Origin of the sequence: Alloprevotella sp. Lung230 (assembly GCF_014385435.1) — a bacterium.
Lineage (GTDB): Bacteria > Bacteroidota > Bacteroidia > Bacteroidales > Bacteroidaceae > Alloprevotella.
Genome location: NZ_JACSUD010000003.1, coordinates 142633 through 169251 on the forward strand (window position 1 = coordinate 142633; position 26619 = coordinate 169251).

The 26619-nt window shown below is 55.9% G+C and carries 20 protein-coding genes; 16 read left to right on the forward strand and 4 right to left on the reverse strand.

Annotation, left to right across the window (positions count from 1 at the left end; all coding sequences use genetic code 11):
* Window positions 1-65 precede the first annotated feature (65 nt).
* A complete protein-coding gene (locus H8527_RS03460; RefSeq protein ID WP_187545622.1) occupies window positions 66-1844 on the forward strand; it encodes a SulP family inorganic anion transporter in 1779 nt (592 codons plus the stop codon).
* Window positions 1845-2148: 304 nt separating this feature from the next.
* Here H8527_RS03460 and H8527_RS03465 read toward each other — a convergent pair whose 3' ends face one another.
* The 3 genes from H8527_RS03465 to H8527_RS03475 form a co-directional block, all read right to left on the reverse strand.
* On the reverse strand, window positions 2149-4605 hold the full coding sequence (locus H8527_RS03465; RefSeq protein ID WP_187545623.1) for an FAD-dependent oxidoreductase: 2457 nt from the start codon (window positions 4603-4605) through the stop codon (window positions 2149-2151).
* Between the two features lie 194 nt (window positions 4606-4799).
* Window positions 4800-6260, reverse strand: coding sequence for an aminoacyl-histidine dipeptidase (locus H8527_RS03470; protein WP_187545625.1), 1461 nt, complete (start codon window positions 6258-6260; stop codon window positions 4800-4802).
* Complete coding sequence (locus H8527_RS03475) at window positions 6257-7252, reverse strand: lysylphosphatidylglycerol synthase transmembrane domain-containing protein (RefSeq protein ID WP_187545627.1); 996 nt, start codon at window positions 7250-7252, stop codon at window positions 6257-6259. Before H8527_RS03475 ends, H8527_RS03470 begins: the two co-directional genes overlap by 4 nt.
* 119 nt (window positions 7253-7371) lie before the next feature.
* On the opposite strand from H8527_RS03475, the gene rsmA reads away from it, so the two are divergent.
* The 10 genes from rsmA (at window position 7372) to H8527_RS03525 (ending at window position 18645) form a co-directional block, all read left to right on the forward strand.
* Window positions 7372-8187: a 16S rRNA (adenine(1518)-N(6)/adenine(1519)-N(6))-dimethyltransferase RsmA gene (gene rsmA / locus H8527_RS03480; RefSeq protein WP_187545629.1), complete on the forward strand. Its 816-nt coding sequence runs from the start codon at window positions 7372-7374 to the stop codon at window positions 8185-8187.
* 108 nt (window positions 8188-8295) lie between these two features.
* Entirely contained in the window at window positions 8296-8640 is a 345-nt protein-coding gene (locus H8527_RS03485) for a MerR family transcriptional regulator (RefSeq protein ID WP_187545631.1), read from the forward strand.
* Between the two features lie 2 nt (window positions 8641-8642).
* Window positions 8643-10046 carry a DNA repair protein RadA gene (gene radA / locus H8527_RS03490; protein WP_187545633.1) on the forward strand — a complete coding sequence of 468 codons (1404 nt, stop codon included), beginning with the start codon at window positions 8643-8645 and terminating at the stop codon, window positions 10044-10046.
* A 176-nt stretch (window positions 10047-10222) separates the two neighbouring features.
* On the forward strand, window positions 10223-11371 hold the full coding sequence (locus tag H8527_RS03495; protein WP_187545635.1) for a DUF2027 domain-containing protein: 1149 nt from the start codon (window positions 10223-10225) through the stop codon (window positions 11369-11371).
* Between the two features lie 7 nt (window positions 11372-11378).
* A complete protein-coding gene (locus H8527_RS03500) occupies window positions 11379-12491 on the forward strand; it encodes an AAA family ATPase (RefSeq protein ID WP_187545636.1) in 1113 nt (370 codons plus the stop codon).
* Complete coding sequence (locus H8527_RS03505) at window positions 12488-13192, forward strand: DUF4276 family protein (RefSeq protein WP_187545638.1); 705 nt, start codon at window positions 12488-12490, stop codon at window positions 13190-13192. Before H8527_RS03500 ends, H8527_RS03505 begins: the two co-directional genes overlap by 4 nt.
* Before the next feature lie 20 nt (window positions 13193-13212).
* Complete coding sequence (locus tag H8527_RS03510) at window positions 13213-15369, forward strand: S46 family peptidase (RefSeq protein WP_187545640.1); 2157 nt, start codon at window positions 13213-13215, stop codon at window positions 15367-15369.
* A 14-nt stretch (window positions 15370-15383) separates the two neighbouring features.
* Window positions 15384-16748: an rRNA cytosine-C5-methyltransferase gene (locus H8527_RS03515; protein WP_187545641.1), complete on the forward strand. Its 1365-nt coding sequence runs from the start codon at window positions 15384-15386 to the stop codon at window positions 16746-16748.
* Between the two features lie 251 nt (window positions 16749-16999).
* Window positions 17000-17935, forward strand: coding sequence for a 50S ribosomal protein L11 methyltransferase (prmA, locus tag H8527_RS03520; protein ID WP_187545643.1), 936 nt, complete (start codon window positions 17000-17002; stop codon window positions 17933-17935).
* A complete protein-coding gene (locus H8527_RS03525; RefSeq protein ID WP_187545644.1) occupies window positions 17932-18645 on the forward strand; it encodes a hypothetical protein in 714 nt (237 codons plus the stop codon). The genes prmA and H8527_RS03525 overlap by 4 nt, the downstream gene beginning before the upstream one ends.
* Before the next feature lie 123 nt (window positions 18646-18768).
* Here the strand turns inward: H8527_RS03525 and H8527_RS03530 are convergent, their stop codons facing one another.
* Window positions 18769-20037 (reverse strand): adenylosuccinate synthase, encoded by a 1269-nt coding sequence (locus tag H8527_RS03530; protein WP_187545646.1) that lies wholly within the window; start codon window positions 20035-20037, stop codon window positions 18769-18771.
* Between the two features lie 158 nt (window positions 20038-20195).
* Here H8527_RS03530 and H8527_RS03535 point away from each other — a divergent pair, with 158 nt between their 5' ends.
* From H8527_RS03535 to H8527_RS03555, 5 genes are all read left to right on the forward strand, one after another.
* A complete protein-coding gene (locus H8527_RS03535) occupies window positions 20196-20483 on the forward strand; it encodes a virulence factor (protein WP_187545648.1) in 288 nt (95 codons plus the stop codon).
* A gap of 99 nt (window positions 20484-20582) precedes the next feature.
* Complete coding sequence (locus H8527_RS03540; RefSeq protein ID WP_187545649.1) at window positions 20583-22220, forward strand: NAD(P)/FAD-dependent oxidoreductase; 1638 nt, start codon at window positions 20583-20585, stop codon at window positions 22218-22220.
* Window positions 22221-22679: 459 nt separating this feature from the next.
* Window positions 22680-22934 carry a hypothetical protein gene (locus H8527_RS03545; RefSeq protein WP_187545651.1) on the forward strand — a complete coding sequence of 85 codons (255 nt, stop codon included), beginning with the start codon at window positions 22680-22682 and terminating at the stop codon, window positions 22932-22934.
* A gap of 117 nt (window positions 22935-23051) precedes the next feature.
* On the forward strand, window positions 23052-23891 hold the full coding sequence (locus tag H8527_RS03550) for a GLPGLI family protein (RefSeq protein ID WP_187545653.1): 840 nt from the start codon (window positions 23052-23054) through the stop codon (window positions 23889-23891).
* A 38-nt stretch (window positions 23892-23929) separates the two neighbouring features.
* Window positions 23930-26533: a carboxypeptidase-like regulatory domain-containing protein gene (locus tag H8527_RS03555; protein WP_187545654.1), complete on the forward strand. Its 2604-nt coding sequence runs from the start codon at window positions 23930-23932 to the stop codon at window positions 26531-26533.
* Window positions 26534-26619: the final 86 nt, after the last annotated feature.

A 26619-nucleotide genomic window follows, 5' to 3' on the forward strand; every position in this document is an offset into this window, starting at 1 on the left:
CATCCCTCATAAAGGCATTTCTCGTAAATCCATTCCGCATTATTTCATCGTAATTTCGTCATCGAATGAAACCTTTCCAATTTGCACCGCGCATCCTGCGCGACCTTCGGGGCTACAACCGCCGGAAGTTTACCGCCGACCTCATCGCCGGCATCGTGGTCGGCATCGTGGCGCTGCCGCTGGCCATCGCCTTTGCCATTGCCGCCTCGCCGGGAGGTGATGTGCAGCACACCATCGGGCCGGTGGCCGGCATCCTCACCGCCATCGTGGCGGGCGTGATCATCTCGGCGCTGGGGGGCAGCCGTGTCCAGATTGGTGGGCCTACGGGTGCGTTCATCGTCATTATTTATGGCGTCGTGGCGCAGTTTGGCCTTTCGGGCCTCCTCATCGCCACCATCATGGCCGGCCTCTTCCTCGTCCTGCTGGGCGTGTTTCGTTTGGGCGCCATCATCAAGTTCATCCCTTATCCCATCGTGGTGGGCTTCACCTCGGGCATCGCGCTCACCATCTTCACCACGCAGGTCAAGGACCTCTTCGGGTTGCAGATTGAGGGCGGTGTTCCGGCGGAATTTATCGACAAATGGCTGTGCTATTTCCGCCATTTTCAGACCTTCGATCCGGCTTCGACCCTCGTTGGATTGCTTTCAATCATGTTGATTGTGCTTTCGCCCAAAGTGTGGCGTAAACTTCCCGGTTCGCTCGTGGCCATTGTCGTGACCACCGCGCTGGTCTATCTGACCAACCGCACCGGCCTCACCCACATCGCCACCATCGGCGACCGCTTCGGGCAAATCACCGCCTCCCTGCCGCCCATCACCGCTCTCGACATCGACTGGGCGAGCCTTTTCACTGATGCGCAGGGGCGCTTCACCATGAACACCATCAACACCCTCATCCCCACCGCCCTTGTCATCGCCGTGCTCGGAGCGATTGAGAGCCTGCTTTCTGCCACCGTGGCCGATGGCGTCACGGGCGACCACCACGACTCCAACCAAGAACTGGTGGGGCAGGGCATTGCCAACATCGTGGCCCCCTTCTTCGGCGGTATCCCCGCCACAGGAGCCATTGCCCGCACCATGACCAACATCAACAACAACGCCGCCACCTGCATGGCCGGCATCGTCCACGCCTTGGTGTTGCTCGTCATTTTCCTCGTGGCCATGCCCTTGGCGTCCTACATTCCTATGGCGTGTCTGGCAGGTGTGCTCGTGGTGGTGAGTTACAACATGAGCGGTTGGCGCACCTTCTCGCAACTCATCCATCGTCCCAAAAGCGATGTGGCGGTGTTGCTCTTCACCTTCGCGCTCACCGTGCTGTTTGATCTCACCGTGGCCATTGAGGTAGGACTGCTCTTGGCCTGTCTGCTCTTCATGCGTCGCATGACCGAAACCACCCACCTCTCCATTCTGACCAAGGAAATCGACCCCAATGCCGACGCCGAGAGTGACATCCATTTCCATGAAGAAGCGCTTGTCATCCCTGCCGGTGTCGAGGTCTACGAAATCAACGGCCCCTTCTTCTTCGGAGTGGCCAACTGCTTTGAAGAGATGACAGCCGAGATGCAGGACCACCCCGCCATTCGCATCATTCGTATGCGTAAAGTGCCCTTCATCGACTCGACAGGCGTGCACAACCTCGAAAATCTCTGCCTGATGAGTCATCAAGACGGTACGCAAATCATTCTCTCGGGCGTGCAGGAGAAGGTGCGCCGGGTGCTCGAAAAGTCCGGTTTCGACCGCCTTATCGGCAGCGAAAACATTTGTCCCGACATTCACGTGGCTCTCGCGCGTGCCGAAGCACTCACCGCCCTGTTGCCGCAGACCAGGGCACACGGTGCAGAGTAGTAAGACTTAGACCATAAAGTTATTGCTGTTTGGTAAACTTCAATACGTCAATCATTTTATTTCCAACGGTATGGAAAAGATTTTCCAAGGGTTTGGAATTTTTTTGGGAAAATACTTTAAGCGGAGAGTACCTCCAATGCGTACGCTCCTTTCTCCTCAGGCTTTTGTCCGGAAAAGTGGCTAAGTATCTCCATTTTTACCGGACAGCAATCAAAATCAACGAACTCGTCCCCCTCAAAAGGCAGAAAGCAACCTTTTGAGGGGGACGAGTTCGTCTTAAACATTTAGGGAAATGGTACTCCGATTAGATGAAGAGGTTGAGATCGGCTTGTTCAGCGCGCGCCATATAAGTGGCTACGCCGCCGATGGTAGTGCCGTCCAGCAGTTCTTCGTGAGCCACGCCCATCATGTCCATCGACATTTGGCAGGCAATAAACTCCACCCCGTTGTTGAGCGCCTGTTGCCGCAGTTCTTCCAGTTGGCTGATGCCTTTTTTACGCATAATGTGGCGCATCATGCGGTCGCCTATGCCGAACATACTCATCTTTGAGAGTTTGAGCGCGCGCGAGTCGGCAGGGAGCATCCAAGAGAACATCTTGCCGAAGAGGTCTTTTTGCACTGCCGGTTTCTGTTCCTTCTTAATGACATTCAGTCCCCAGAAAGTGAAGAAAATCGACACGTGTTGTCCCGTGGCGGCAGCACCGTTGGCCAGAACGAAGGTGGCCAAGGCTTTGTCTAAATCATCGGAAAACATGATGAAGGTTTTGCCCTTTCCCGATTCCGACGTGTTGATGGGGCAGGCCGTAGGGGCTTGCTTTTCAATGTCGACGACAAAACAATTTCCTTCGGTGCGTTGTCCGACATAGCGATGTCCGGTACTTTTACACCAAGCCTTGGCATCGCGTACAAATCCGGGGTCGGTGGCTCGCACCGACAGCAGGTGTCCCACTTCGGCGGAGTCCATGGCTTGCTTCAGGCGGAGGATGGGGCCGGGGCACTGCAATCCGCAGGCATCTACCGAAACCACGTGTTGGGCTGCGGGAGCCTCCAACGTCTTTCCGCAGGGAGCGCAGGGCGTGGTGAGGGAGGGGGAAGCCGTGCAGACGGTCACAGGGGTAGTGGCGGCTTCGTAGAGTTTGAAACCACCCGAGAGGTTGCGAACATTCTCGAAACCACGTGCCACGAGGATTTGCTGCGCCAAATAACCGCGCAGACCCACAGCGCAGAAAATCACGATGGGGCGCTCACGCGGCACTTCGGCGATGCGCTCGCGGAGGTCATCGAGGGGAATGTTCACCGCGTGGGGAATGCTGCCGAGGGCAAACTCTTCGGGAGTGCGGACATCGAGCAGGAAGGTGTCGTCGGGCTGTGCCGAGAGGGATTTCACTTCGCGCCAGTAGACCACCGGCATTTTCCCGTTGAGCACGTTGCTCGCAGCATAGCCCGCAATGGCAATCGGGTCTTTGGCGGAAGAGTAGGGAGGAGCGTAGCAGTGTTCGAGCGTGAGCAGGTCGGCTATCGTGCCTTTGTGCTTAATGATTTGAGCCACTTGGTCGATGCGCTTGTCCACCCCTTCGCTGCCTACGGCTTGCGCCCCGTAAATCTGCCCTGTGGTGGGAGAAAAGGTGAGTTTGATGACGATGGGAGTCGCTCCCGGATAGTAGCCGGCGTGGGAGTTCGACTGGGTGGTGCTGCTGAGGTAGGCCATGCCCTCTTGCTTGAGGCGTTTGGCCGGCAGTCCGGTCGAGGCCACGGTGAGCTGAAACACCTTGGCGACAGCCGTTCCGATTGCTCCCTCGTAGGGGGTGTGGTTGCCGCCCACCATATTGTCGGCCACGATGCGCCCTTGTCGGTTGGCCGGTCCTGCCAAGAAGTTGAGCCACGGTTTGCCGGTGATGGGGTGGGTAAATTCGATGGCATCGCCCACGGCATAAACATCTTCTGCCGAAGTCATAAGGTAATCGTCCACCTTGATGCCGCGTTCGCCAAGGGCAATGCCGACCTTCTGTGCGAGTTCCGTAGCCGGACGGACACCGATAGAGAGCAGCACGATGTCGGCTGCAATGCGCGTCCCATCGTTCAAGCAAACCATCACGCCGCGTTCGGCTGCTTCAAAGCGTTCGACCGCCTTTTCCAAATAGAGCTGCACCCCTCGGTCGCTGAGGTGTTGGTGCACCAATGAAGCCATGGAGAAATCAATGGGCGCCAACACTTGGTTGCCCATTTCGATGAGATTGACTTGCAAACCGCGTTCGTGGAGGTTTTCGGCCATTTCAAGACCGATGAAACCGCCGCCCACCACCACCGCCGTTTGTGCGGTATGGTTGTCTAAGTAAGTCTTGATGCGGTCGGTGTCTTCCACATTCCGAAGGGTGAAAATGCCCTCCAAGTCTATGCCGGGCAGAGGGGGACGTACGGGGCTTGCACCAGGGGAGAGGAGGAGTTTGTCGTAGGTTTCTGTGTATTGACTTCCATCTGCACGCTGAATGGTGATGCGCTTGTTCTCAGTGTCGATGTCTACGGCTTCATTCTCTGTGCGTACGTCGATGGCAAAGCGTTTGCCGAATTGCCGAGCGGTTTGTACGAAGAGTTTTTCGCGGTCGGCAATGCTGCCCCCGATGTAGTAAGGAAGTCCGCAGTTGGCATAAGAGATGTATTTGCCTTTTTCGAGTAAAATGATTTCTGCGTTTTCGTCGGCACGGCGGATGCGTGCAGCAGCGGTGGCTCCACCGGCCACCCCGCCAATAATCACATGTTTCATAAATTTCTTACGTTGAGTTCTATTTTCAGCGAGCAAAGATAAGAATTATTTTCTAAGCGAAATAATTTTAGTGGGGAAGAATACGAAAAAGGCCGAATTGGAAAAAGATTTTGCGCTGACGACGAAGCAAAAAGCGCCCCCACTCTACACGCTTGCAGAGGAGGGGCGCACAGCATAAATGATAAAGTACGTTGTTATTTCTTAGGGATGCGGCGGAGCGTTTCGAGCACCAAACGCCAGTAGCCTTCGACTGAAGGAATGTGGCAACGCTCATTGGGCGTGTGAGGCGATTGGAGTGTCGGACCGAAGGAGACAACATCCATGTTGGGGCAGTGGCTCAAAATGACCGAACATTCAAGGCCGGCGTGGATGACTTGGACGATGGGATCTTCCTTAAAGAGGTCGCGGTAGGCTTCGCGCATGATTTCCACAATCTCGCTCTTGGGCGAAGGTTGCCAAGCCGGATAGGCACCGCCGGTTTCGATTTTCATACCCGCCATGGAGAAGCAGGCTTCGAGGGTGTCTACGCAGTATTGGCGCATAGAGTCGGAGCTGGAACGGACAAGGATCTTGATAAACGCCTTGCCGTCGACGATTTCGATGATGGAGAGGTTGCTGGACGTTTCGACAATCGTGGGGAGATGGGGAATAAAGCGGAGCACACCGTTGTGGCAGCCGAGGATAGCGTTGGCCAGATTGTCCTGCACCTCTTCGGGCACAAGGGCTTCGGGCATGTCGGTATCGACCACTTCGAGCGTGAGGTTGGGCTCAATGTAGCCATACTCGTCGCGGAAGTCTTTGAGCCACTCTTCGGCCACGGTTTCTTTCAGAGCAGCGACATTTTCGGCAGGAAGCGTGAGGGCAACTTCGGCATCGCGGGGAATGGCGTTGCGCATGTTGCCGCCTTTCCAAGAGGCCAGGCGTGCCTCAAAGTTGGCAATGGCATCGACCACCACGCGCGCCATCAGTTTGTTGGCATTGGCGCGGCCTTCGTTGATTTCGAGGCCGGAGTGTCCGCCACGCAGACCGCCCAGTACGATGCGCACGGCTTGGTCGCCGGCTTCGGGAGCCACTTCCTTATATTCGAGTTCAGCGGTGAAGTTGATACCCCCTGCCGAACCAATCATCAGTTCGCCGTGGGTCTCGTTATCGAGATTGAGGAGAATGTCGCCTTTGAGGAGACCGTCTTCCATGTGTTCGACACCGTACATCGTGGTCTCCTCGTCGCTGGTCATAAAGGCTTCAAGAGGGCCGTGGGGAATGGTGTCGTCTTCAAAGATGGCCATGATGGTGGCGATGGCCATACCATCGTCGGCGCCGAGGGTTGTGTTGTTGGCGTGCACCCATTCGCCATCAACGATGGTTTCAATGGGGTCGGTTTCAAAGTTGTGGGGAGAGTCGGGCGTCTTTTGAGGCACCATGTCGGTGTGGCCTTGCAGCGTCACGACTTTGCGGTCTTCCATGCCGGGAGTGGCCGGCTTGTACATGAGGATATTGCCCGCGTTGTCTTGTCGGGCTTCGATATTGTGCTCTGCAGCCCAATCGAGGAGAAACTTCTGAATTTTCTCCAAATGACCGGAAGGACGGGGCACTTGGTTGAGCAAGTGGAAATTGCGCCAGATGGCTTCTGGTTGCAAAGAGAGGATTTGGCTCATAGTAGATGATTGTTTGAGGGTTGATGTTTAGCAAAATTGAGATCCAGCCAGCCCACCAGTCCCATCACAATGACGAGGGCGGTCTGAAGGGTATGTACCACGAGGGCGAAGAGAATGGCCGGCGCTTCAGCCACGCCGTAGAGCACGAGCATCGTTTTGACGGCAAAATGCCAAGGCCCTGCCCCGTTGGGGGTGGGAACGAGCACGGCAAAGGTGCTGGCGCTGAAAATGAGCAATGCCGCTGCGGGGTCGATGCCGGCGGTGAAGTCGTAGCAGAAGAAGGCCAGATAGAAGTGCAGATAATAGCCTGCCCAAATGCCGATGCTGTAGAGCAGATAGAGCAAAGGATGCTCCAACCGCCGCAAGGAGGCGATGCCGTCGAAAAAGCCCTGCACCTTTTCACGCCCTTTCTGAAAGGCTTTGACCCGCCAAAGGAGAAGTCCCGAGAAGCCCACGGCCAGCAGAAGGCAGAGGGCGGTGACGAGATAGCCCGTGGAGGTGAAGCGCGACAGGATGGCGTGGGGCGAGGTGCCTGTGGTGTGAAGAAAACGGAGAAACTGAGGGAGCTGCGTGGCAAAGGCCGCCACGGCAATGATCATCATCAGTACAGAATCGACCACGCGTTCGGCCACGACGGTGCCCAGCGATTTGGAAAACGAGATACCGGCATACTTTTTCAACGTGCCGCAGCGGGTCACTTCGCCCACTCGGGGAATGGCCAGACTCGCGGCATAGGAAATGAAAATCGCATCCGAACAAATGCGGCGGGTGGGATGCTCACCCAGCGGCCGAAGCGCCAGTTGCCAGCGGAGGGCGCGGAAAGTGAGCGGCACGATGCCGAAAGCCAGCGAAAGGAGCATCCAACCCCAGTGCAGATGCAGGAGGCTGCGCCCGATTTGTCCCCAGTCGCTGCCCCGATACATCCACCAAAGGATGCCGATGCCGAGCGCAAAGGGTATGAAAATTTTAATTATGCTGACTATTGACTTCACACAAACAAAGTTTTTTTGTAAATTTGCGGCAAGAGAAGTGCCCAAACGGTGCTTTTCTGCACGTGGGAGTGCGCAAATGCAGTCCCTGCGTGGCAAAATTACAAATTTAATCTCGTAGAATGAAGTCAGTACGCCCTAAAAAATTCCTTGGACAGCACTTTTTGAAAGATTTGAGTGTGGCACGCGCCATTGCCGACACCGTAGACGCTTGTCCCGACCTGCCCATTCTCGAAGTCGGGCCGGGTATGGGCGTGCTCACACAATACCTCTTGACTAAGGAGCGACCGCTCAAAGTGGCCGAAATCGACTTTGAAAGTGTGGCTTATCTGCGCGAACATTTTCCGCAACTCGAAGCGGGTATCGTGGAGGACGATTTCTTGAAAATGCACCTCGAACATCTTTTCGACGGCGGCGCCTTCGTACTCACAGGCAACTATCCCTACAATATTTCGAGCCAGATTTTTTTCAAAATGCTCGACTACCGCCACCTCATTCCCTGCTGTACGGGCATGATTCAGAAGGAGGTGGCCGAACGCTTGGCCGCGGGACCCGGTAGCAAGACCTACGGCATTCTCTCGGTGCTTGTGCAGCTGTGGTACGATGTGGAATATCTTTTCACCGTGGAGCCGGGCGTGTTCAATCCGCCGCCCAAAGTGAAAAGTGCCGTCATCCGCATGACGCGCAACAAGGTGGAGGATTGCGGCTGCGACGAGCGATTGCTGCGCCGCGTGGTGAAAACCGCCTTCAACCAGCGCCGCAAAATGATGCGCGGCAGTCTTAAACCTCTCTTTGCACAACTGAACAACGAACTTGGGGTGGGGCGCGACCACAGTGAGTTCTTGGCGCAACCTCTCCTCACCCGACGTCCCGAACAGCTCAGCGTGAGCGAATTTGTGGCGCTCACCAATGCCGTGGCGGCCGAAATGGCACGCTGATGCACGACCCGCTTCGCCGCGCATCTGCTGCATAAAAAAGCGGCGGCAGGACAAATTCGAAGGGCAAAGACCTGCCGAATGTGGCGTTTAATTTTGAACACTTAACTTATGGCTTACGCAGAAAAAAAAGACCTCAAACTCTTCTATACCATTGGAGAAGTTGCAGAGATGTTCGATGTGAAGGACACCCTCCTCCGTTTTTGGGAACGCGAATTTCCGCAAATCAATCCCAAGAAGGGTGGGCGTGGCGTGCGTCGATACACCAAGGACGATATCGAAATCATCCGCGTGATTTACAATCTGGTCAAGGTGCGCGGCCTGCGCATTGATGCCGCCCGCGAAGTGTTGCGCAAAAATCACGAAGGTACGGTGAAAACCACCGAAGTGGTGGATCGCCTGCGTGCCCTCAGAGCCGAACTTGTGGAACTTAAAGCCGAAATGGGCGCAATGTGATTATGGCCAAACAACGCACAGCTTACGTCTGCTCCGAGTGTGGCTATGACACCCCTAAATGGGTGGGACGCTGCCCCTCCTGTGGAGAGTGGAACACCTTCAAAGAGATGAAACTCGGCAACGACCTTCCCTCGAAAGGCGCTGCCGCCGTAGCAGTGGCCGGACTTCATCGTGCCGGTGCGCGGCCTATGCGGCTTTCCGAAATTGATGCTTCGGAAGAAGCGCGCTACGACACCCACGATGCCGAACTCAACCGCGTGTTGGGCGGCGGACTGGTGCCGGGTTCGCTGGTGCTGTTGGGCGGTGAACCGGGTATCGGCAAAAGTACGCTCCTCTTGCAGACGGTCTTGCAGATGACCGACCGCCGCATCCTTTACGTGAGCGGAGAAGAGAGCGAACGGCAAATCAAACTCCGTGCCGACCGCCTTGCTCCGGCTCTCACCCCCGCCCCTTCGGCTGCCCACGAGCCTTATCTGCTCTGTGAAACGAAATTCGAAAATATCCTCGACCACATCCGCGAGGTCAATCCCGAACTTCTCATTGTCGACTCCATTCAGACCCTGCAAACTGAAATGATCGACTCGTCGCCGGGCAGTGTGACGCAGATTCGCGAGTGTGCCACCGCCCTCCTCAAATATGCCAAGGACAACAACGTGCCGGTGCTCCTCATCGGACATATCACCAAGGAGGGCAGTATTGCCGGCCCGAAGGTGTTGGAGCACATCGTGGACTGCGTGCTCCAGTTTGAGGGCGACCGCCACTATTTCTACCGCATCCTACGTAGCATCAAAAACCGCTTCGGTTCGACCTCCGAACTCGGCATCTACGAAATGAATGCCAACGGACTGCGCCCCGTCGACAACCCTTCGGAACTCCTCCTCTCTCAGCGCGACACTGCGCTCTCGGGCGTGGCCATCTGCGCCGCTCTCGAAGGGGTGCGTCCCTTTCTCATCGAAACCCAGGCGCTGGTTTCCACCGCCGCCTACGGCACGCCCCAACGCTCGGCCACCGGTTTCGACCTGCGCCGCCTCAATATGTTGTTGGCGGTTTTGGAAAAGCGCGTAGGCTTCAAACTCGGTGCGAAGGACGTGTTTCTCAACATCGCCGGCGGCATCCGTGTTACCGATCCGGCCATCGACCTGAGCGTCATTGCCGCCGTGCTCTCTTCCAACGTCGACACGCCCATTGAGAGCGATGTGGCCATGGCCGGCGAATGCGGTTTGAGCGGCGAAATCCGCCCCGTCACCCGCATCACCCAGCGCATTGCCGAAGCCCAAAAACTTGGTTTTCAGCGCTTCGTCCTCCCCGAGCAAAATCTGAAAGGTCTCGACCCCGAAAGATTCTCGGGCATTCGGCTCATCCCCGTGGCACGAGTGGAGCAGGCACTGCGCGAACTTTTCGGCTGATTTGCCCACGAAATTTTTCCCCTCTCAAAAAGGCGAAAATTTACCTCAGAGGTAGTTTTTTTTATCTCAGAGCCGGAAAAAATTATCTCAGAGATAGATTTTTCTACTTCCTATCTTTTTTTCTCTCCCTCTTTCGAGCGGGATTTCACCCTTTCTTTCCCCATAGAACAATTCTTATGAACATCGGCGATAAAGTGCGCTTCCTCAACACCACAGGAGGCGGAAAAATAACAGGATTTCAAGGCAAAGACATCGTGCTGGTGTGCGACGACGATGGTTTTGAAGTGCCCACGCTGCGCACCGAAGTGGTCGTGGTCGAAACGGACAACTACAATTTTGTGCGCCCTGCGGCTCAAAACAAACCGGCCTCCGATGCCCATACGGCAGAGAGCGCCACGAGCATCAAAGCCGTCCTCAGTCGTCACGCGGCCGATGAGGAAGAGGAGGAAGAGCGCGATTTGGTCGATATGGACATCACTTTCCGCGCCCGTCCGCTCGAACGTCGCGGCGGCGATCAGCTCAATCTCTTCCTCGGCTTTCTGCCCGTCAATGCCAAGCAGCTCACCACCACGAAGTTTGAAGCCTATCTGGTCAACGACAGCAATCTTTACGTCCGTTTCCTTCTCCTCACGCAGGAAGGCACCGCCTATCGCCTGCGTCATGAAGGGGTGGTTGAGCCGAATCAAAAGATTTTCCTCGAAGAGTTCAGCCACGATGCCCTTCCCGAACTCGAACGCCTCACCGTGCAACTCCTCGCCTTCAAAACCGACAAGGCTTTTGCGCTCAAAGCACCGCTCAACATCACCCTTCGGATGGATGCCACCAAGTTCTACAAACTGCATACTTTCGGCGAGAGCGAGTTTTTCACCCAATCGGCGTTGGTGCTTCCACTCGTGCGCGATGACCGCCCGGCCGACACCGTGGTGGTCAATGCCGAAGCATTGCAAGAGGCGATGACTACTCCCGCTGCCGCCCACCGCAGTCCGGCACCGGCGCGTCCCGAAACGAAAGGCGTGCCTACCACCAAGGGCACCGACCGCAATGCTCTCGTGGAAGTTGACCTCCATGCGTCGGCACTCCTCGACAGCACGGCCGGCCTCGAACCGAAGGACATTCTCACCGTGCAGCTCCGCGCTTTCCACGAAACGATGAAGGCACACGCCCATGAACGCGGCCGCCACATTGTTTTCATCCACGGCAAGGGCGAAGGCGTGCTCCGTCAGGAAATCCTCAAAGAACTCAAACGCTATTACCGCCAATGCACTCACCAAGACGCCTCCTTCCGCGAATATGGCTTCGGGGCAACGATGGTAACGATAAGATGACAGCACTATGAGAGATAAACTTTCCAAAATCACGATTCGGGGCTATAAGTCCATAGCTTATGACCACCCTGTGGAACTCCGCTTGCAGGACGTCACCCTCCTGTTGGGGGCAAATGGTTCGGGCAAAAGCAACATCTTGAGTTTTTTCAAGATGTTGGGCTTTATGATGACTGGTTCTTTACAACTCTATGTAGAACAAGAGGGAACGAGCAATACCCTCTTGCACTATGGAGTAAAAAAAACGCCTCGGCTTGCCGGCGAACTGGAATACGAAAATCCCAATTTTAAGGACACTTATCGCTTCTCTCTGGCACATTCTACCGGTGGCCGTCTCATTGTGTCGGAAGAGCAAGTGCTTTGTCACGACACTACCAATTACGCCACGCCCTACGAGGTGAACCTCCGCCCCAACTATCGGGAGAGTGCCCTGATTGAGAGCGAAGACAGCAAGGCGCAAGTGGTGAAGAAGAACTTGCTGCGAACGAAATTCTATCAATTTCACGACTCCTCGACGAGTGGCCCTTTGCGCCAAGCCTCCCCAATAGAAACAACAAACTATTTGCAAGCCTATGCCAACAACCTTGCTCCCTTCTTGTTGTATCTGAAAGAAAATCATGCGGTGGAGTTTCGAAAAATAGAAGAATATGTGCGATTTGTCGTCCCCAATTTTCGCGAATTTTATCTAGAGCCGAACAACAACAAGTACATCTCATTGAGATGGTATGACACCTCCGGAAATGATTATGCACTCACCGCCGATCAGTTTTCCGATGGTTCGATACGTTTCATCGCACTGGCCACTTTGCTGCTTCAGCCGAAAGAAACCATTGCGCGTGTGATTATCTTAGATGAACCCGAATTGGGGTTGCATCCTATGGCGATTAGCACTTTGGCCCACTTGATCAGTGAAGCCGCTCTCAAAGCGCAGGTCTTGGTGTCCACGCAATCTAAGGATTTGATAGACTGTTTCGAACCTGAAAATATCGTTGTCGTTGAAATGGATGAGACCACGCATTCCACCACTGTACAACAATTAGATCGAGAAGAGTTAGACTTATGGTTGCAGGAGTATACGTTGAGTGAATTGTGGGACAAAAATATCCTGGGAGGACGGCCATGAAGCAACTGATTCTGCACATCATCTGCGAAGGACAAACTGAAGAACGTTTTGTCAAGAAAGTATTGGCTCCTTATTTGTCCGCCTTTCAGATTGTGGCCAAAGCTCTGCTCGTGACAACAAGCAATAGCAAACATGGCAAGGGAGGTGTGGTCAATTTTGCCCATATAGAAAGGGACATTCATAGAGCGCTGAAACTTTATCCGGACAAAGGATATGAGCGGCACATTATTACAACATTCATCGACTTTTACGGGCTTCCCAATGAATTTCCTGCTTTTCCCGAATCGCAACAACTTCCTTCTCCCTACCGGCAGGTGGAACACTTAGAAAAAGCTTTCGCTCAGGCGATCTCCTCTTCGCGTTTCATTCCTTACATTCAGCTGCACGAGTTTGAAACTTTGATATTTTGCGGCTGCCAACATCTTTCTTTTTTCTATGGAGATTGTAGGGGGTTGGAAGAAAGACTGTTGGAGGAACTTCACACGGCTGAAAATCCGGAATTGATTAATGGTGGCCGCCGCACCTCGCCCAGTAAACGCCTAATTCAAATCATAGAAAACGAATACAAGCAGAAATACGATAAACCCCTAATGGCAGAATATGTCACCTCACGTGTGGGTATCGAACGTCTGCGAGAGTGTTGCCCACACTTTAATCAATGGGTGGAATGTCTCCTGACCTGTGCACAACCTCAAGAATAATGTTAAAACGATTCTCCTTTATGAAAAAACTCCTCCTCTCTCTCCTCGCCCTCTTCGTAGCGGCGGGTGTCCAAGCCGATGAAGGCATGTGGCTGCTCAAACTCATGAAAGAGCAGCACCTTGAAGATTCCTTGCGCAAGGCCGGGCTGCGACTTTCGCCCGAAGAACTTTACAACGAAAAGACCCCTTCGTTTCGAGATGTTGTGGGGATATTCGGCAACGGTTGTACGGGTGAAATCGTGAGTCGCGATGGTTTGGTGCTGACCAACAATCACTGCGGTTTTTCCTACGTTCACGCGATGAGCGATATGAACCACAACTACCTGCAAGACGGCTATTTTGCCAAGAACCGCAATGAAGAATTGCAAGTGCCCGACCTCACCTTCACCTTTGTGGTGCGCATTGTCGAGGTGACGGCCGAAGTGGAACGCGCGGCCGCCAAAGCCAAGGCCGATGCCTACACGATGATGAGTGGCAGTTTTCTCCAACCACTGGCCAAACAGATGCTCAAAAAGAGTGATTTGGCCAAGCAACGCGGCATTACGATGCGCATCGTCCCCTACTTTGGCGGTAATCGCTTCTTTGCCTTCTACGAACAGCGCTACACCGATGTGCGTCTGGTGGCCAATCCACCGCAACAAATCGGACAATTCGGTTTCAACCAAGACAACTGGATGTGGCCGCGCCACAATGCCGATTTCGCGATGTTCCGTGTCTATGCCGACAAGGACGGACAGCCCGCGCCTTACAGCGCCGACAACCAACCTTTGCGTTGCAAAAAGTGGGTGCCTGTCAGTCTGAAAGGCGTGCAGCAGGGCGACTACACCATGGTGATGGGATTTCCGGGCAGCACGAGCCGATACCTCACCGCCTCGCAGGTGCGTCTGCGCACGCAGAGCCAAAACGCGCCTATCAATCTCGCCGGTGAAGCCGAACTCAACTTTATGAAGAGCCTGATGGACAGCGATCGGGCGATGGCACTCAAATATGCCGACGACTACATGCACTTGGGCAACATGGTGAAGAACTACGGTGGAATGAACGAAAGCGTGAAGAAAACCCACCTGCTCGACATCAAAGCCGAGGAAGAGAAGGCGTTCCGTGCTTTTGCCGAGCGCAGTGGAAAGGCTGAGTACCGGAACATCATCGATCGCATCGACTCGCTCGTCACTGCCGTGGCCGATACTCTCCACGACTACTACCTGCTCCGATACACCTATGGCGCTCAGAACTTTAAGTACAACACGAAAACGCTGCAAGACTTCAGCAGCGCCCTCGGCCGTAAGTTGCAAAAGACGGCCAAGAAGGGCGAAGACTATCAGCAACAGCGTGCCGCTTATGTGGCTGCCGTAGAACAAATGTTGGGTAATCTCGATAGCGACTATGACCTGCGCAAAATGAAGCTCCTCGCGCCTTACTGGGCGAAGCACCACCGTTTGGCCATCCAGCCCGCCTTTGTGCGCGAAGACATGACCGCCTATTTCGACAGCCTTTACACCACTTCGGCCTACCGTTCCAAAGCAGCTTTTGCCGACATTATGGAACTCAATTCCGACGACTGGGAACGCTTCGGACAGGAAGATGTCCTCGACCGCCATCTTGCGGCCTACGAAGCCGCGCTGAAACAATACGAACCTGCTCTGGAACGCTACCGCAAAAAAGCAGCCGAACTCAACCGTATCTATGTGCGCGGCCTCTGCGAGATGTACGACTGGGCAAAAAGTCCCGATGCCAACTTCACCCTGCGCATGACCTACGGATCGGTGAAACCCTATTCTCCTCGCGATGCTGTGTATTACGACTGGAAGACCACGCTCAAAGGGATGATGGAAAAGGAAAATCCGAACGATCCCGACTATGTGGTCGATGCCAAACTGCGCGAGCACTTCTTGACCAAAAACTACGGTCGCTATGCTGATGCCGAGGGCGAACTGCCTACGTGCTTCCTCTCGAACAACGACATCACGGGCGGCAATTCGGGAAGCGGCGTCTACAATGCGCAGGGCGAACTCGTGGGCTTGGCCTTCGACGGCAACATCGAGAGCCTTTCCTCCGACCTCCGTTTCAACCCTGCCCTCCAACGCTGCATCAACGCCGACATCCGCTACGTGCTTTTCATCATCGACACCTACGGCGGAGCAAAATATGCCGTCGACGAAATGGAAATCCGTGAATAGCCACCCACAGCCTCATGCAACTCCCTCAAGAATTTGTCCAACAGATGTGCGCCCTCCTCGGTGAAGCCGAGGCGGGCGCGCTCTGCTCCGCTTTGACCGACACTCCGCCTGCGGTGAGCGTTCGTCGCAATCCCACCAAAGGAGACGTGTCGTTTGCCCAAAGTACGCCCGTTCCGTGGTGCAGCGACGGCTGTTACCTCGCCGAACGCCCTTCCTTCACTCTCGATCCACGCTTCCATGCGGGAGCTTATTATGTGCAGGAAGCCGCTTCGATGTTCATCGAGCAGGCTTATCGGCAGATTGAGCGCGACTTCACTCCCACCCGCTTGCTCGATCTCTGTGCGGCGCCGGGAGGAAAAAGCACCCTTTGGCGCAGTCTTCTGCCTGATGGCGCATTGCTGGTGGCCAACGAACCCATTCGCCAACGGGCACAGATTTTGGCCGAGAACCTCACCAAGTGGGGGCATCCCGATGTGGTGACGACCAGCGCCTACCCTGTGGAGTTTGCCCCTTTGTGCGGATTTTTTGATGTCATCGCCGCCGATGTGCCTTGTTCGGGCGAGGGGATGTTTCGCAAAGATGAAGGAGCGCGGGCTGAATGGTCGCCTGCGGCGGTCGAAACCTGTGCAGCACGCCAACGCGCCATCCTCACCGATATTTGGGACTGCTTGCGCGAGGGCGGCTATTTGGTTTACTCCACCTGCACCTTCAATCGCGCGGAGAACGAGGACAATGTGCGCTTCGTCTGCCAAGAATTAGGGGCAGAGGTCGTGGCCGTTCCCATCGATGAGGCTTGGGGCATCGCTCCCGACACCACGGCCGGCGGACAAGCGGTCTATCATTTCTTCCCCCATCGCACGCAGGGCGAAGGGCTTTTCCTCGCGCTCCTTCGCAAGACCGGTTCGGCGCCTGCTGCTCGCGAGAAGAAGCGCACCCGCAGCAAGGAAACGCCTGTGCCCGATGCCGCAAAACTCTTGGCTTGGCTGAAAACGCCCACCGACTTCCGTCTTTTTCGTCCTACCCCTGAGACGATAGCCGCCGTGCGCACCTCGCTTTTCGACGACGTGCAGCGTGTGGCGGCTTGCGTGCGCACTCTCACGGCAGGGGTGTTGATGGGCGAAACCAAAGGCCGAAAATTCGTGCCTGCCCACGCCCTTGCCCTTTCCACGGTCTTGGCAGATACGGCTTTCCCCCGTGCAGAATTGGATCGCGACACCGCGCTGCGCTATCTGCGGCGCGAAGCCGTTGTCCTCCCTCCCGAACTGCCTCGCGGTCATGTCTTGGTGGGCTTTGAAGGCCTGCCGCTGGGTTGGGTCAACAATCTCGGAACGCGCGCCAATAACCTCTATCCGGCGGAGTGGAGAATTCGCAACGTGTGAAGCAGACATACGGTTTTTTCCCTCCTCTCCGGCCGCGCTTTTCCTTTGCTGCTCCTCCTTTTTCAGGACGGACGAGAGTCTCGCGCCTTTTCCCTTTTATTTTCATGGCTTGGGAATGTTCTTCCCAGGGTTTGGGAAGAACATTCCCACGGCTTGAAATTTTCTGAAATTCCCACGAAGGCAGCAGACCGTTGGGCGTATGGATACGTCCTTCCTCATCGGATTTTCCAAAATCTAACCTCTTTTCAACTATGCAATACCTTGAATTTACCTTTACCACCACCCCTTCCGGCGAAGCCATCAGCGATGTGCTGAGTGCCGTCTTGGCCGAAGTCGGTTTTGAGAGTTTCGTCCACACCGATGAGCTTGACCGCCCCCGCATCGCCCTCGAAGATGGATTTCCCGAAGCCCCCATCTTTGCCGACAAAGCCGAGAGCGACCAGTACAAAGCCTACATTCAAACGGGGCTTTACGATGAGGCCGCCCTCCACGCAGCGTTGGCCGCTTTTCCCCTGCCCGATGTCGAAATCCACTACGAACAAGTGGCGGCCGAGGACAAGAATTGGAATGAAGAGTGGGAGAAAAATTACTTTCAACCTCTCGTCATCGGTACGCCCGATCACGCCCGCTGCGTAGTGGCTTCGACTTTCCATAAAGACGTTCCCACGGCCGACTATCACATTGCCATCAATCCGCAAATGTCGTTCGGCACAGGGCATCATCAGACCACGGCACAGATGCTTGAGCGCTTGCTCGACGACGAGGTGGAGGGTTTTGAAGTGCTCGACATGGGCTGCGGCACGAGCATTCTCGCCATCCTCGCTGCCCAGCGGGGGGCAAAGCATTGTGTAGCGGTCGATTTCGACGAATGGTGCGTGCGCAATTCGCTCGACAACATTGCCCTCAACAAGCTCGACAACATCGAAGTACTTCATGGCGATGCCGGTGTGTTGGCGCCCTTTGCCGACCGCTTCGACTTGATTATCGCCAACATCAACCGCAACATCCTCTTGGCCGACCTGCCGCGCTACGTTCCCACGCTCCGTCGCGGCGGCCACATCTATATGAGCGGCTTTTACACCGAGGACGTTGCCCGCCTGCGCACCGCTGCCGAAGCCTTGGGACTGCAGTTTGTCGATGAGCGCAGCCGTGACAACTGGGCGTGCATTAAATTCGTGAAACCATGAAGCGTGCCTTTTTCCTCCTCATTCTCGCTCTCGTTGCCGGCTGTGCCGCAGTGGCGCAAAAGCCGTTGAAGCAACCCCTCGCTTTCGTGTCGGGCGAACAGGTTCTGCTCATGTCGCCGAGCAACGCCTACGACTATTGCGCCCGACTCAACCCTTTCCTGCATCCCGAAACGGTGACGCTCAGCCGGAGCGAGGCCAAGCGCTTTCAAAAGCTCTACCGCCAGGGGTACACCACGGAAAATGTCGATACCCTCGCCCGCCTCTATCTTGTGAGCGGCGATGCCCGCCTTATCCACCGCCTCGAGGTTCTTAAAGGGGCGGTGCACAACACGATGGCACGAGAAGAAGGAACTGCCGCCACCGCACAACTGCTCCTCAACACTTTGAGTTGGATGGCCGCCACCGATGAGCGTGGGCTCTACATCAACACTTTCGACGACTGCTTGGTGAGCGTCTCGACCGACCACGTCCGCTGCAAAGTCGATGTCATTTCCGAGCGACTGACCATGAAGTACCGCATCCGCAATCTGCCCCGCAGCGGAACGCGTCTTGTGCTGCGCCTGCGCCTGCCGCCCGGTGGTACACCCGACTACTATCTCAACGGCCGCCGCATCCTCGACCCCAAGTTTGAGCGCGGTTATCTCGTCCTCGATCGCGAATGGCGCGACAACGAAGAGATTTTCTTCAACGACACCGCTGAAAGCCTCTGATGAAAGGCGCGACTTCTGCCGCAGCTGCAGCGACAAACGAAAATCCACCCGCTTTCCGAACGCATCGGAAAGCGGGTGGTTTTTTGAAGTGAACCGCAGTGCGGCAAGAGTGGCAGCCGCAGTTTATCGGATGATGGTGGCATCGCGCTCCGGCCCTACGCTCAAAATGGAAATGGGCGTGCCGAGTTCGCGTTCCAAGTAGGCAATGTAGTCGGCATAGGCTTTGGGGAAGTCGCTTTCGCTGCGCACTTCGGTAAGCGGTGTGTTCCAACCGGGGAGTTCTTCGTAGACGGCAGTCCAACCCTCCGTATCGTAAGGCATGGTCGTGGTGCGCTGTCCGTCTTTCTCGTAAGCCACGCAAGCTTTGATGGTGTCGAACTCGTCGAGGACATCGGCCTTCATCATGACCAAATCGGTCACTCCGTTAATCATGATGGCATATTTCAACGCCACGAGATCGACCCAGCCGCAGCGGCGGTTGCGTCCCGTCACCGCGCCAAACTCTTTGCCGATGCGGCGGATCTCGTCGCCCGTCTCGTCAAACAATTCTACGGGGAAGGGGCCTGCTCCCACGCGAGTGCTGTAAGCTTTGAAGATGCCCCACACACGGCCGATGCTGCTCGGTGCCACGCCCAATCCGGTGCATACTCCGCCGATGGTCGTGGACGACGACGAAACGAAGGGGTAGGTACCGTGGTCGATGTCGAGCAACGAACCTTGTGCACCTTCGGCCAACACGCTTTTGCCGGCTTCGAGCGCTTGGTTGATGATCAGTTCGGTGTCGGCAATGGGGAAACGGCGCATATATTCGATGCCGGCCATCCATTGTTGCTCTTCTTCGCTGATGTCGAAGTCGGTGAAATGGAGGTCGCTCAGGATTTGCAGATGTCGGGCTTTTAGGGCTTCGTATTTGGTTTGAAAATCATGCTCGATATCGCCCACGCGCAGCCCTACGCGAGCGGCTTTGTCGCTATAAGTCGGGCCGATTCCTTTGCCCGTCGTGCCCACTTTGTCTTTGCCTTTGGCGGCTTCGTAGGCGCGGTCGAGCACACGGTGGGTGGGCAGGATGAGGTGGGCGCGGCGACTGATGTGCAGGCGGTCGGTGATGGTGTAGCCGGCCGCCTCCAGTTCTTGCGCTTCGGCCATGAAGAGGTCGGGCGCAATGACGCAGCCGTTGCCGATGATGTTGACTTTATTTTCGTCAAAGATGCCGGAGGGGATGGAGCGCAACACAAACTTCTTTCCGTCGAAGATGATGGTGTGTCCGGCATTGGGGCCGCCGGCAAAACGCGCCACGAGGTCGTACTTGGGCGTGAAGAAATCGACCACCTTTCCCTTGCCCTCGTCGCCGAAGACGATGCCGAGGAGGGCATCTACTTTTCCTTTTGTCATGATTGAACGATTGAGCGTTATATGATATTTTGCCACAAAGATAAGTCTTAAAGAGGATATGGGCAAAAAAAAGCCCTCGTTTTTACAAAAAAAGCACAAGAAACCAACTTTTGCCAAAGTTTATGCTTATCTTTGCCGAGTAAAAATAACTCGTGATTATGTACGCCATATTATTCGACCTCGACACCAATTGCCTCAATGAATGCTACGAAGGCAAGACCTATCATGGCGCTTATCAAGAAGTGCGTAATTTTATGCTTGAAAATGGTTTCAAGTGGACGCAGGGAAGTGTCTATTTCGGCGATGAAAAGGTAGATGCCGTCCATTGCGTGCTGACGATCCAAAAGTTTGCGAGACAATGCCCTTGGTTCAAAACCTGCGTCAAAGACGTTCGTATGTTGCGCATTGAAGACAACAATGATTTGTTGCCCGCCATCAAGGACTAATCTGCATTTTTCTTTCTGAAACGCCCCTTTTTGCTCGCCCTCTCTCTGCTTTTCTAATCAGCGGAGGGAGGGCGAGATAGGATAAAGCCCTCTCTCCTTATGTCCACCACTCTCCAACTCCGCCTGACTCCCAATATCGCTTATGTCGCTGCACAACTGCGCACGCATATCGCCGCTCAACTCGGAGTGCAACCGCACGAAATCCGTTCCACACGCATTGTCCGCCGCAGCATCGATGCGCGCCAACGCACCATCTACGTCAATCTCACCGTCGAAGTGTGGGTCAACGAAACGCCGCCGGCGTTGGCCTACGAGCGCATCTCCTATCCCGATGTGAGCGGGGCGCGTTCGGCCATCGTGGTGGGTGCCGGACCGGCGGGGCTTTTTGCCGCCCTGCGCCTCATCGAACTCGGGGTGCGGCCGGTGCTGATTGAGCGCGGTAAGAATGTGCGCGCCCGAAAGGCCGATTGTGCGCGCATCTCCACCCATCATGTCGTGGACAGCGAGAGCAACTACTCCTTTGGCGAAGGTGGGGCGGGGGCTTATTCCGACGGCAAACTCTACACCCGCTCTAAAAAGCGCGGCAATGTTGACCGCATTCTCCGCATCTTTTGTCAGCATGGGGCATCGCTCGACATTCTGGCCGATGCCCACCCCCACATCGGCACCGACCGCCTGCCCGGCATCATTGAAGCCATGCGTGAGCAAATTGTTGCTTCGGGCGGTGAGGTGCATTTCCAAACGCGGGTCGATGCGCTGCTGTTTTCGAGCGATGGACAGCGCGTGGAAGGCGTGCGCTGCCACACGGGAGCGGAGTTTCACGGCTCTGTCATTCTCGCCACCGGACATTCCGCACGCGACACCTACCGCTACCTGCATGCTGCCGGTGTGGAACTGGAGCAAAAGGGCGTGGCGATGGGCGTCCGCCTCGAACATCCGGCGTTGCTCATCGACCAAATCCAATACCACAACCGCGAAGGACGCGGCAAATATCTACCAGCCGCAGAATATAGTTTTGTACACCAAGCCGGCGGCCGCGGTGTCTATTCTTTCTGTATGTGTCCCGGCGGTTATGTCGTGCCGGCAGCCACCGAACAGGAACAAGTGGTGGTGAACGGTATGAGCCCTTCAACGCGCGGCGGCCGATGGTCGAATTCGGGAATGGTGGTCGAGACGCGTCCGGAAGATTTAGACGGAGAACTCCTGCCTTTCCTCCGTGAAGCGATGGCCGATGAGGTTTTTGCCGCAGCCCATCCTGACTTTGACGCGCCTGACAATCCGCTTCGTATGATGTATGCCCAAGAAGCGCTCGAACGCGCCACGTGGATACAAGGCGGACGGCGACAAACCGCCCCTGCGCAGCGGATGGCCGACTTTGTCAATAACCGCCTTTCTTCCTCCCTGCCGCGTTCCACCTATTCGCCCGGATTGCTCGCTTCGCCCCTCCACTTTTGGATGCCCCGCTTCCTCACCACGCGCTTGCAGGAAGGCTTCAAAGCCTTTGGTCGCCGCAGTCGCGGTTTTCTCACCGATGAGGCGGTGATGATAGCCACCGAAACGCGCACCTCGGCTCCTGTGCGCATCGTGCGGCAGAGCGACACCCTGCAACACGTCCGTTTGTCCGGTCTTTTCCCTTGTGGTGAAGGGGCGGGTTATGCCGGCGGCATCGTCTCCGCTGCCGTCGATGGTGAGCGTTGTGCCGAAGCCTTGGTGGCGGCTTCCGGCCTCTCGCTTTGAGGGGGGCAGAAAAAACTCAGAGGTAGTTTTTTCTACCTCAGACGTAGAAAAATTTAGCTCAGAGGTAGAATTTTCTATCTCTGAGCTTTTTTGTTTTCGACCTTTTTCATGTTTTTTCCACCGATGGGCGTCCCCTTCGGAGGCGTTCCGCTGTGCACGACGCGTACCGTAGGTTCGCCGTCGCCGCGCACCGTCTCATGCTGCGGCTATTGAGAGGCGCCCCCTTCGGGGACGGAAATAGTTGCTGCCACTCCTTTTCCCTCTGTGGAGAAAACGTATTGCTGTGCATCCCCCTTATGGGCAATGATAGATGATGTAGGAGAAATCTATCTAATTTTCAATTTTTGAAAAGAAAAATTGAAAAACGCTTTGCTATTTCCGTCCTTTCTTTTAGTTTTGTGGTGTTCTAGAACAAAGCTAAACAAAATGTTTAATCGAAAATGTATTTTGTTATAAAAAATGTTGGCCATTCTCTCCTTTGTAGCCTTTGGCTCATTAGGAGCATCAGCAGGAGAAATCGAAATCACCTGCTGTGATGGGACACAAACTTGTATCGTTGGTATTGGCCTAGCCACGTTCTATATCAATACACATGATATATATGCTCTTGTAGAGTACGCGGCAACGCAAGGGGAATTCTATTGTCCCAATGGTTGCTGGAAATCTGTTAGGGATGCAGGTCCTGCAGAAGGGACAGGAGACCGACCTAAATAAGTCAATCTTCTTGCACTAATTTTATTTAATTATAGGAACGTGTCAAATTCAACTCCATTCCTATATTTCCTATTATTGGGGCTGAGTTTGTGCACGTTCCTTTTATTTAACTTCACAATGAAACAGTTATTCCTTATTTTATTCCTTTGTGGAATTTCGCTCACCTCTTTTGCTCAGCGTATCATCATGTCCGGGGTAGACCTTCAGCAACCCGCAAATATAGGGCATCGCGACACGATTGATCAAGCGGTGCAACTGGAAGTCTTCTTTGACCAAGTGGATGTGGACACCATACTGAAAAGCACTGTGACCTACAACCTTATGCTGCAACTTGGGGAGAAATACAGTCAATATTGTTCTTATGGGGAGTATCGTATCGATTCGCTCATCTATGCCACCAAAGGGCATCCAACACTGGGAGAGTTTCAAGAGGTGATGACGAAATACTTTAGGAGACCCTCCTATGGTTTCGTGCACGAGTACGGAACGCCCACGTTTCGCGAAAATCACACCCTGATGATGAACCGCTATCGCGCGGACGACAGCACGGTGGTGATGAACTGGCAGATGCACCCCGACACGCTGCGCGTCTGCGGGTTGCTGTGCCACAAAGCCACGACCCACTTCCGCGGTCACGATTGGACGGTATGGTGGACGGAGGAAGTGCCCATCGATGCCGGTCCTTGGAAATTTCATGGTTTGCCGGGACTTATCCTCAAAGCGCAGGACGCCAAGGGGCTGCACCTCATTGAGGCTACTGCTATGCGCCAACCGCTCCTGCCGCTCATCAACTGCCGCAAACAAGGATTTCGCAAGGTGACGCCCGCTTTTCTGAGGAAAGAAGAGAAGGCCGTAGCGCTCAATTATGCCGAACGGGCGAAAGCGCTGGGGATGTTTGAAGTGAAATCGGCAGGACCGAAACGCCACTTCTATTCTCCCTACGAAGAGGAAGAATAATTCCTTCCGAGAGAAGTACACCAGCACACCATTGATATATGTACAGACTGACCTTTCTTTTCTTCTTGCTTGTTTTCGCCCTTGCCGTCCGCGGGCAGTCGGTGATTAGCGGCGTGGTGAGCAACGAAGCCGGGCAGCCCCTGCCGGGCGTGATGGTGCGCGTCTATGCGCAAGGCGGATCGCAGGTGCTGGCTTTCGGACAGACCAACAAGACGGGGCACTATCGGCTTGAAGTGAAACCCACCGAGGCCGCCTCGCTTACTGTGCGTTATGCTCACCTCAGCTACAAGACCGTGGAGGCCCAGCTGCCCAACGCCGCTGCCCACCACGACGTGCAGCTCACCGAGCGCGTCGTTTCCCTCAAAGCCGCCACTGCCCGCGCGCCACACATTCGGCAGCGTGGCGACACCATCACCTATTCCGTGGCGGCGCTCAAAGGCAAGGCCGACCGCAACATCGAGGACGTCATCCGCCGCATCCCCGGCATTGAGGTGGACAAGTCAGGGCAAATCAAATATCAAGGCGAGAGCATCAACCGCTTCTACATCGAAGGGCTCAACCTCCTCAAAGGCAACTACGGACTGGCCACGCGCAACATCCGCCCCGACGATGTGCTCTCCGTGAGCGTGCTCGAAAACCACCAGCCGCGCAAGGTGCTCCGCGACATCGAGCTCTCCAAGCACGCTGCCCTCAATCTCACTCTCAAACAGAGTGCGCTGCGCCGACCGGTGGGCTACGTGGTGGGCGGAGCAGGAGCGGCCGACGGGGGCACGCTGCGCGGACTGGGCGAAGCCTATGTGATGCGCTTTGCCCAAAAGCACCAAAGCATCTACACCCTCAAAGGCAACAACTTTGCCGACGACTACGCCGCCGAAAACCGCGACTTCTTGCAGAATGCTGCCGCATCGCCTGCTGCACAGCTTCTCTCCGACACGCCCTTCGGCAGTAGCAGTGTGGAGCCGCTGCGCCACCGCGACAACCTCTCGCTCATGGGCAACTTCCGCACGCTCCGTGCCTTCACGCCCGAGCGCACCCTTACCCTGAGCGGCCGCTACGTCTACAACGGGAGCGACTTTGCGCAAAGCCGGCGGTCGGACTATTTCGGGCTGGCCACTCCCCTCACCATCCAAGAGGACATCGCCAACACCCTCCACAGCCACCGCATCGACCTCGCCGTCGACTACGAGCGCAACGAGCCCACCCAATTTCTCACCGAGCGTCTGGCCGTGCAGACCTTCCTGCGTCGCAACACCCACACCCTCTCGCCGGGCGGCATCGACCAGCGCCTGCGGCAGACCGACCTCAACCTGACCAACACCTTCGGGTGGACGCACCGCAGTGGGCGGCGGCTCGCTTTTCTCGACGTGCGCTCTGCCCTCAGCACCACACCCGAAGCGCAGCTCACCGCCCGACGTACCGCTCCCGACACCCTCATGCTCCACCAAAGGCTCACCGGACTGTCGGCCTCCACGAGCGTATCGACCCGCTTCTTGTTGCAGCTCGGTGAGGCCGCCCGCTACGGCAGCATCAGTGTGGGCGCCGTTGCCACAGGGCGCTACGACCGCTTTACCTCGGACGAAAGCGTCGTCCCCTCCTCGCGCGACAACGATGTGGACCTCGCCGCCCTCGACCTCACCCTCGCGCCTCGCTACGAGGTGGAGTGGCTCGGTCTGCACTGGCGGCTCGACCTCCCTCTCACCCACTATCTCCGCAACTACCGCGACCGCAGCGCCCACACCCACCACCTGCTCAACCGCCCCTATGCCGCTCCCACGCTCACCCTCTACTGCCGCATCGGGGCGTCGCTCCTCACCTGGACTTCGGGGCGCTCCACCACGATGGGGAAGGTGCGAGACTGGGCCACGGCACCCATCTTCCAGACCTACCGCTATCGGTCGGCACCGGGCTTGGGGAGCACCACGATTTCTCATGATACCTTCTCCCGCTTCGAAATGATGTGGCGCGATGTCTACGCCGCTCGCACCTTCACCGCCACAGCACAATATGCCCGTTCCGAAGAGGGGAGCATGCAGAGTTCCGACATTGATGCCCAAGGCCGCGAGCAGTCGGCACAAGTGGCCACCCACCGCCCCTATCACAACTGGTTGGCCACGGCGCGCACCACCATCCATAGTTTTCCCATCCACACCAACTTTGCCCTCGGACTGCGCTACACCGGAAGTGCCGCGCCTCTCCTGAGGCAGTCGGCTTTCTACACTCTTCTACAGCACAACTTCCGCGTGGAACTGCTCACCAACACCCGCCTTTGGCACAGCCTTTTCCAAATCGACCTCAATCTCCACGCCCAGCGTGCCCTCCGCAGAATGGATGGCACCCGCACCACCCTCGATCAGAGCGGGGCCACGCTCGACCTCTCCTTCGACCCCGACAACCACTGGGAGGCCACCCTCGGCGGCGACCTGCGCCGCACGGAGGTGCAGCCGGGACGTCATCTCAACATCTTCTTCCTCGATGGACGGGCGCGCTACAAGCAAAAGCGTTGGGAAGTCGAACTGCGGGTGCGCAACCTCGCCGGGGCACGCTCCTACACCCTCCGCTCCTACGTGCAGGCAGATGTCTACACCTATACCTACCGCCTCCGTCCCGCCGAAGCTCTCCTTTCGCTGCGGTGGAATTTGTGAGTCTTTCCTCTCTTTGAGACTTGATAAACACGCTACGCCCCACCTTGCCGATGTGCAGGGTGGGGCGTTCTGAGTTTTTTGCGGAT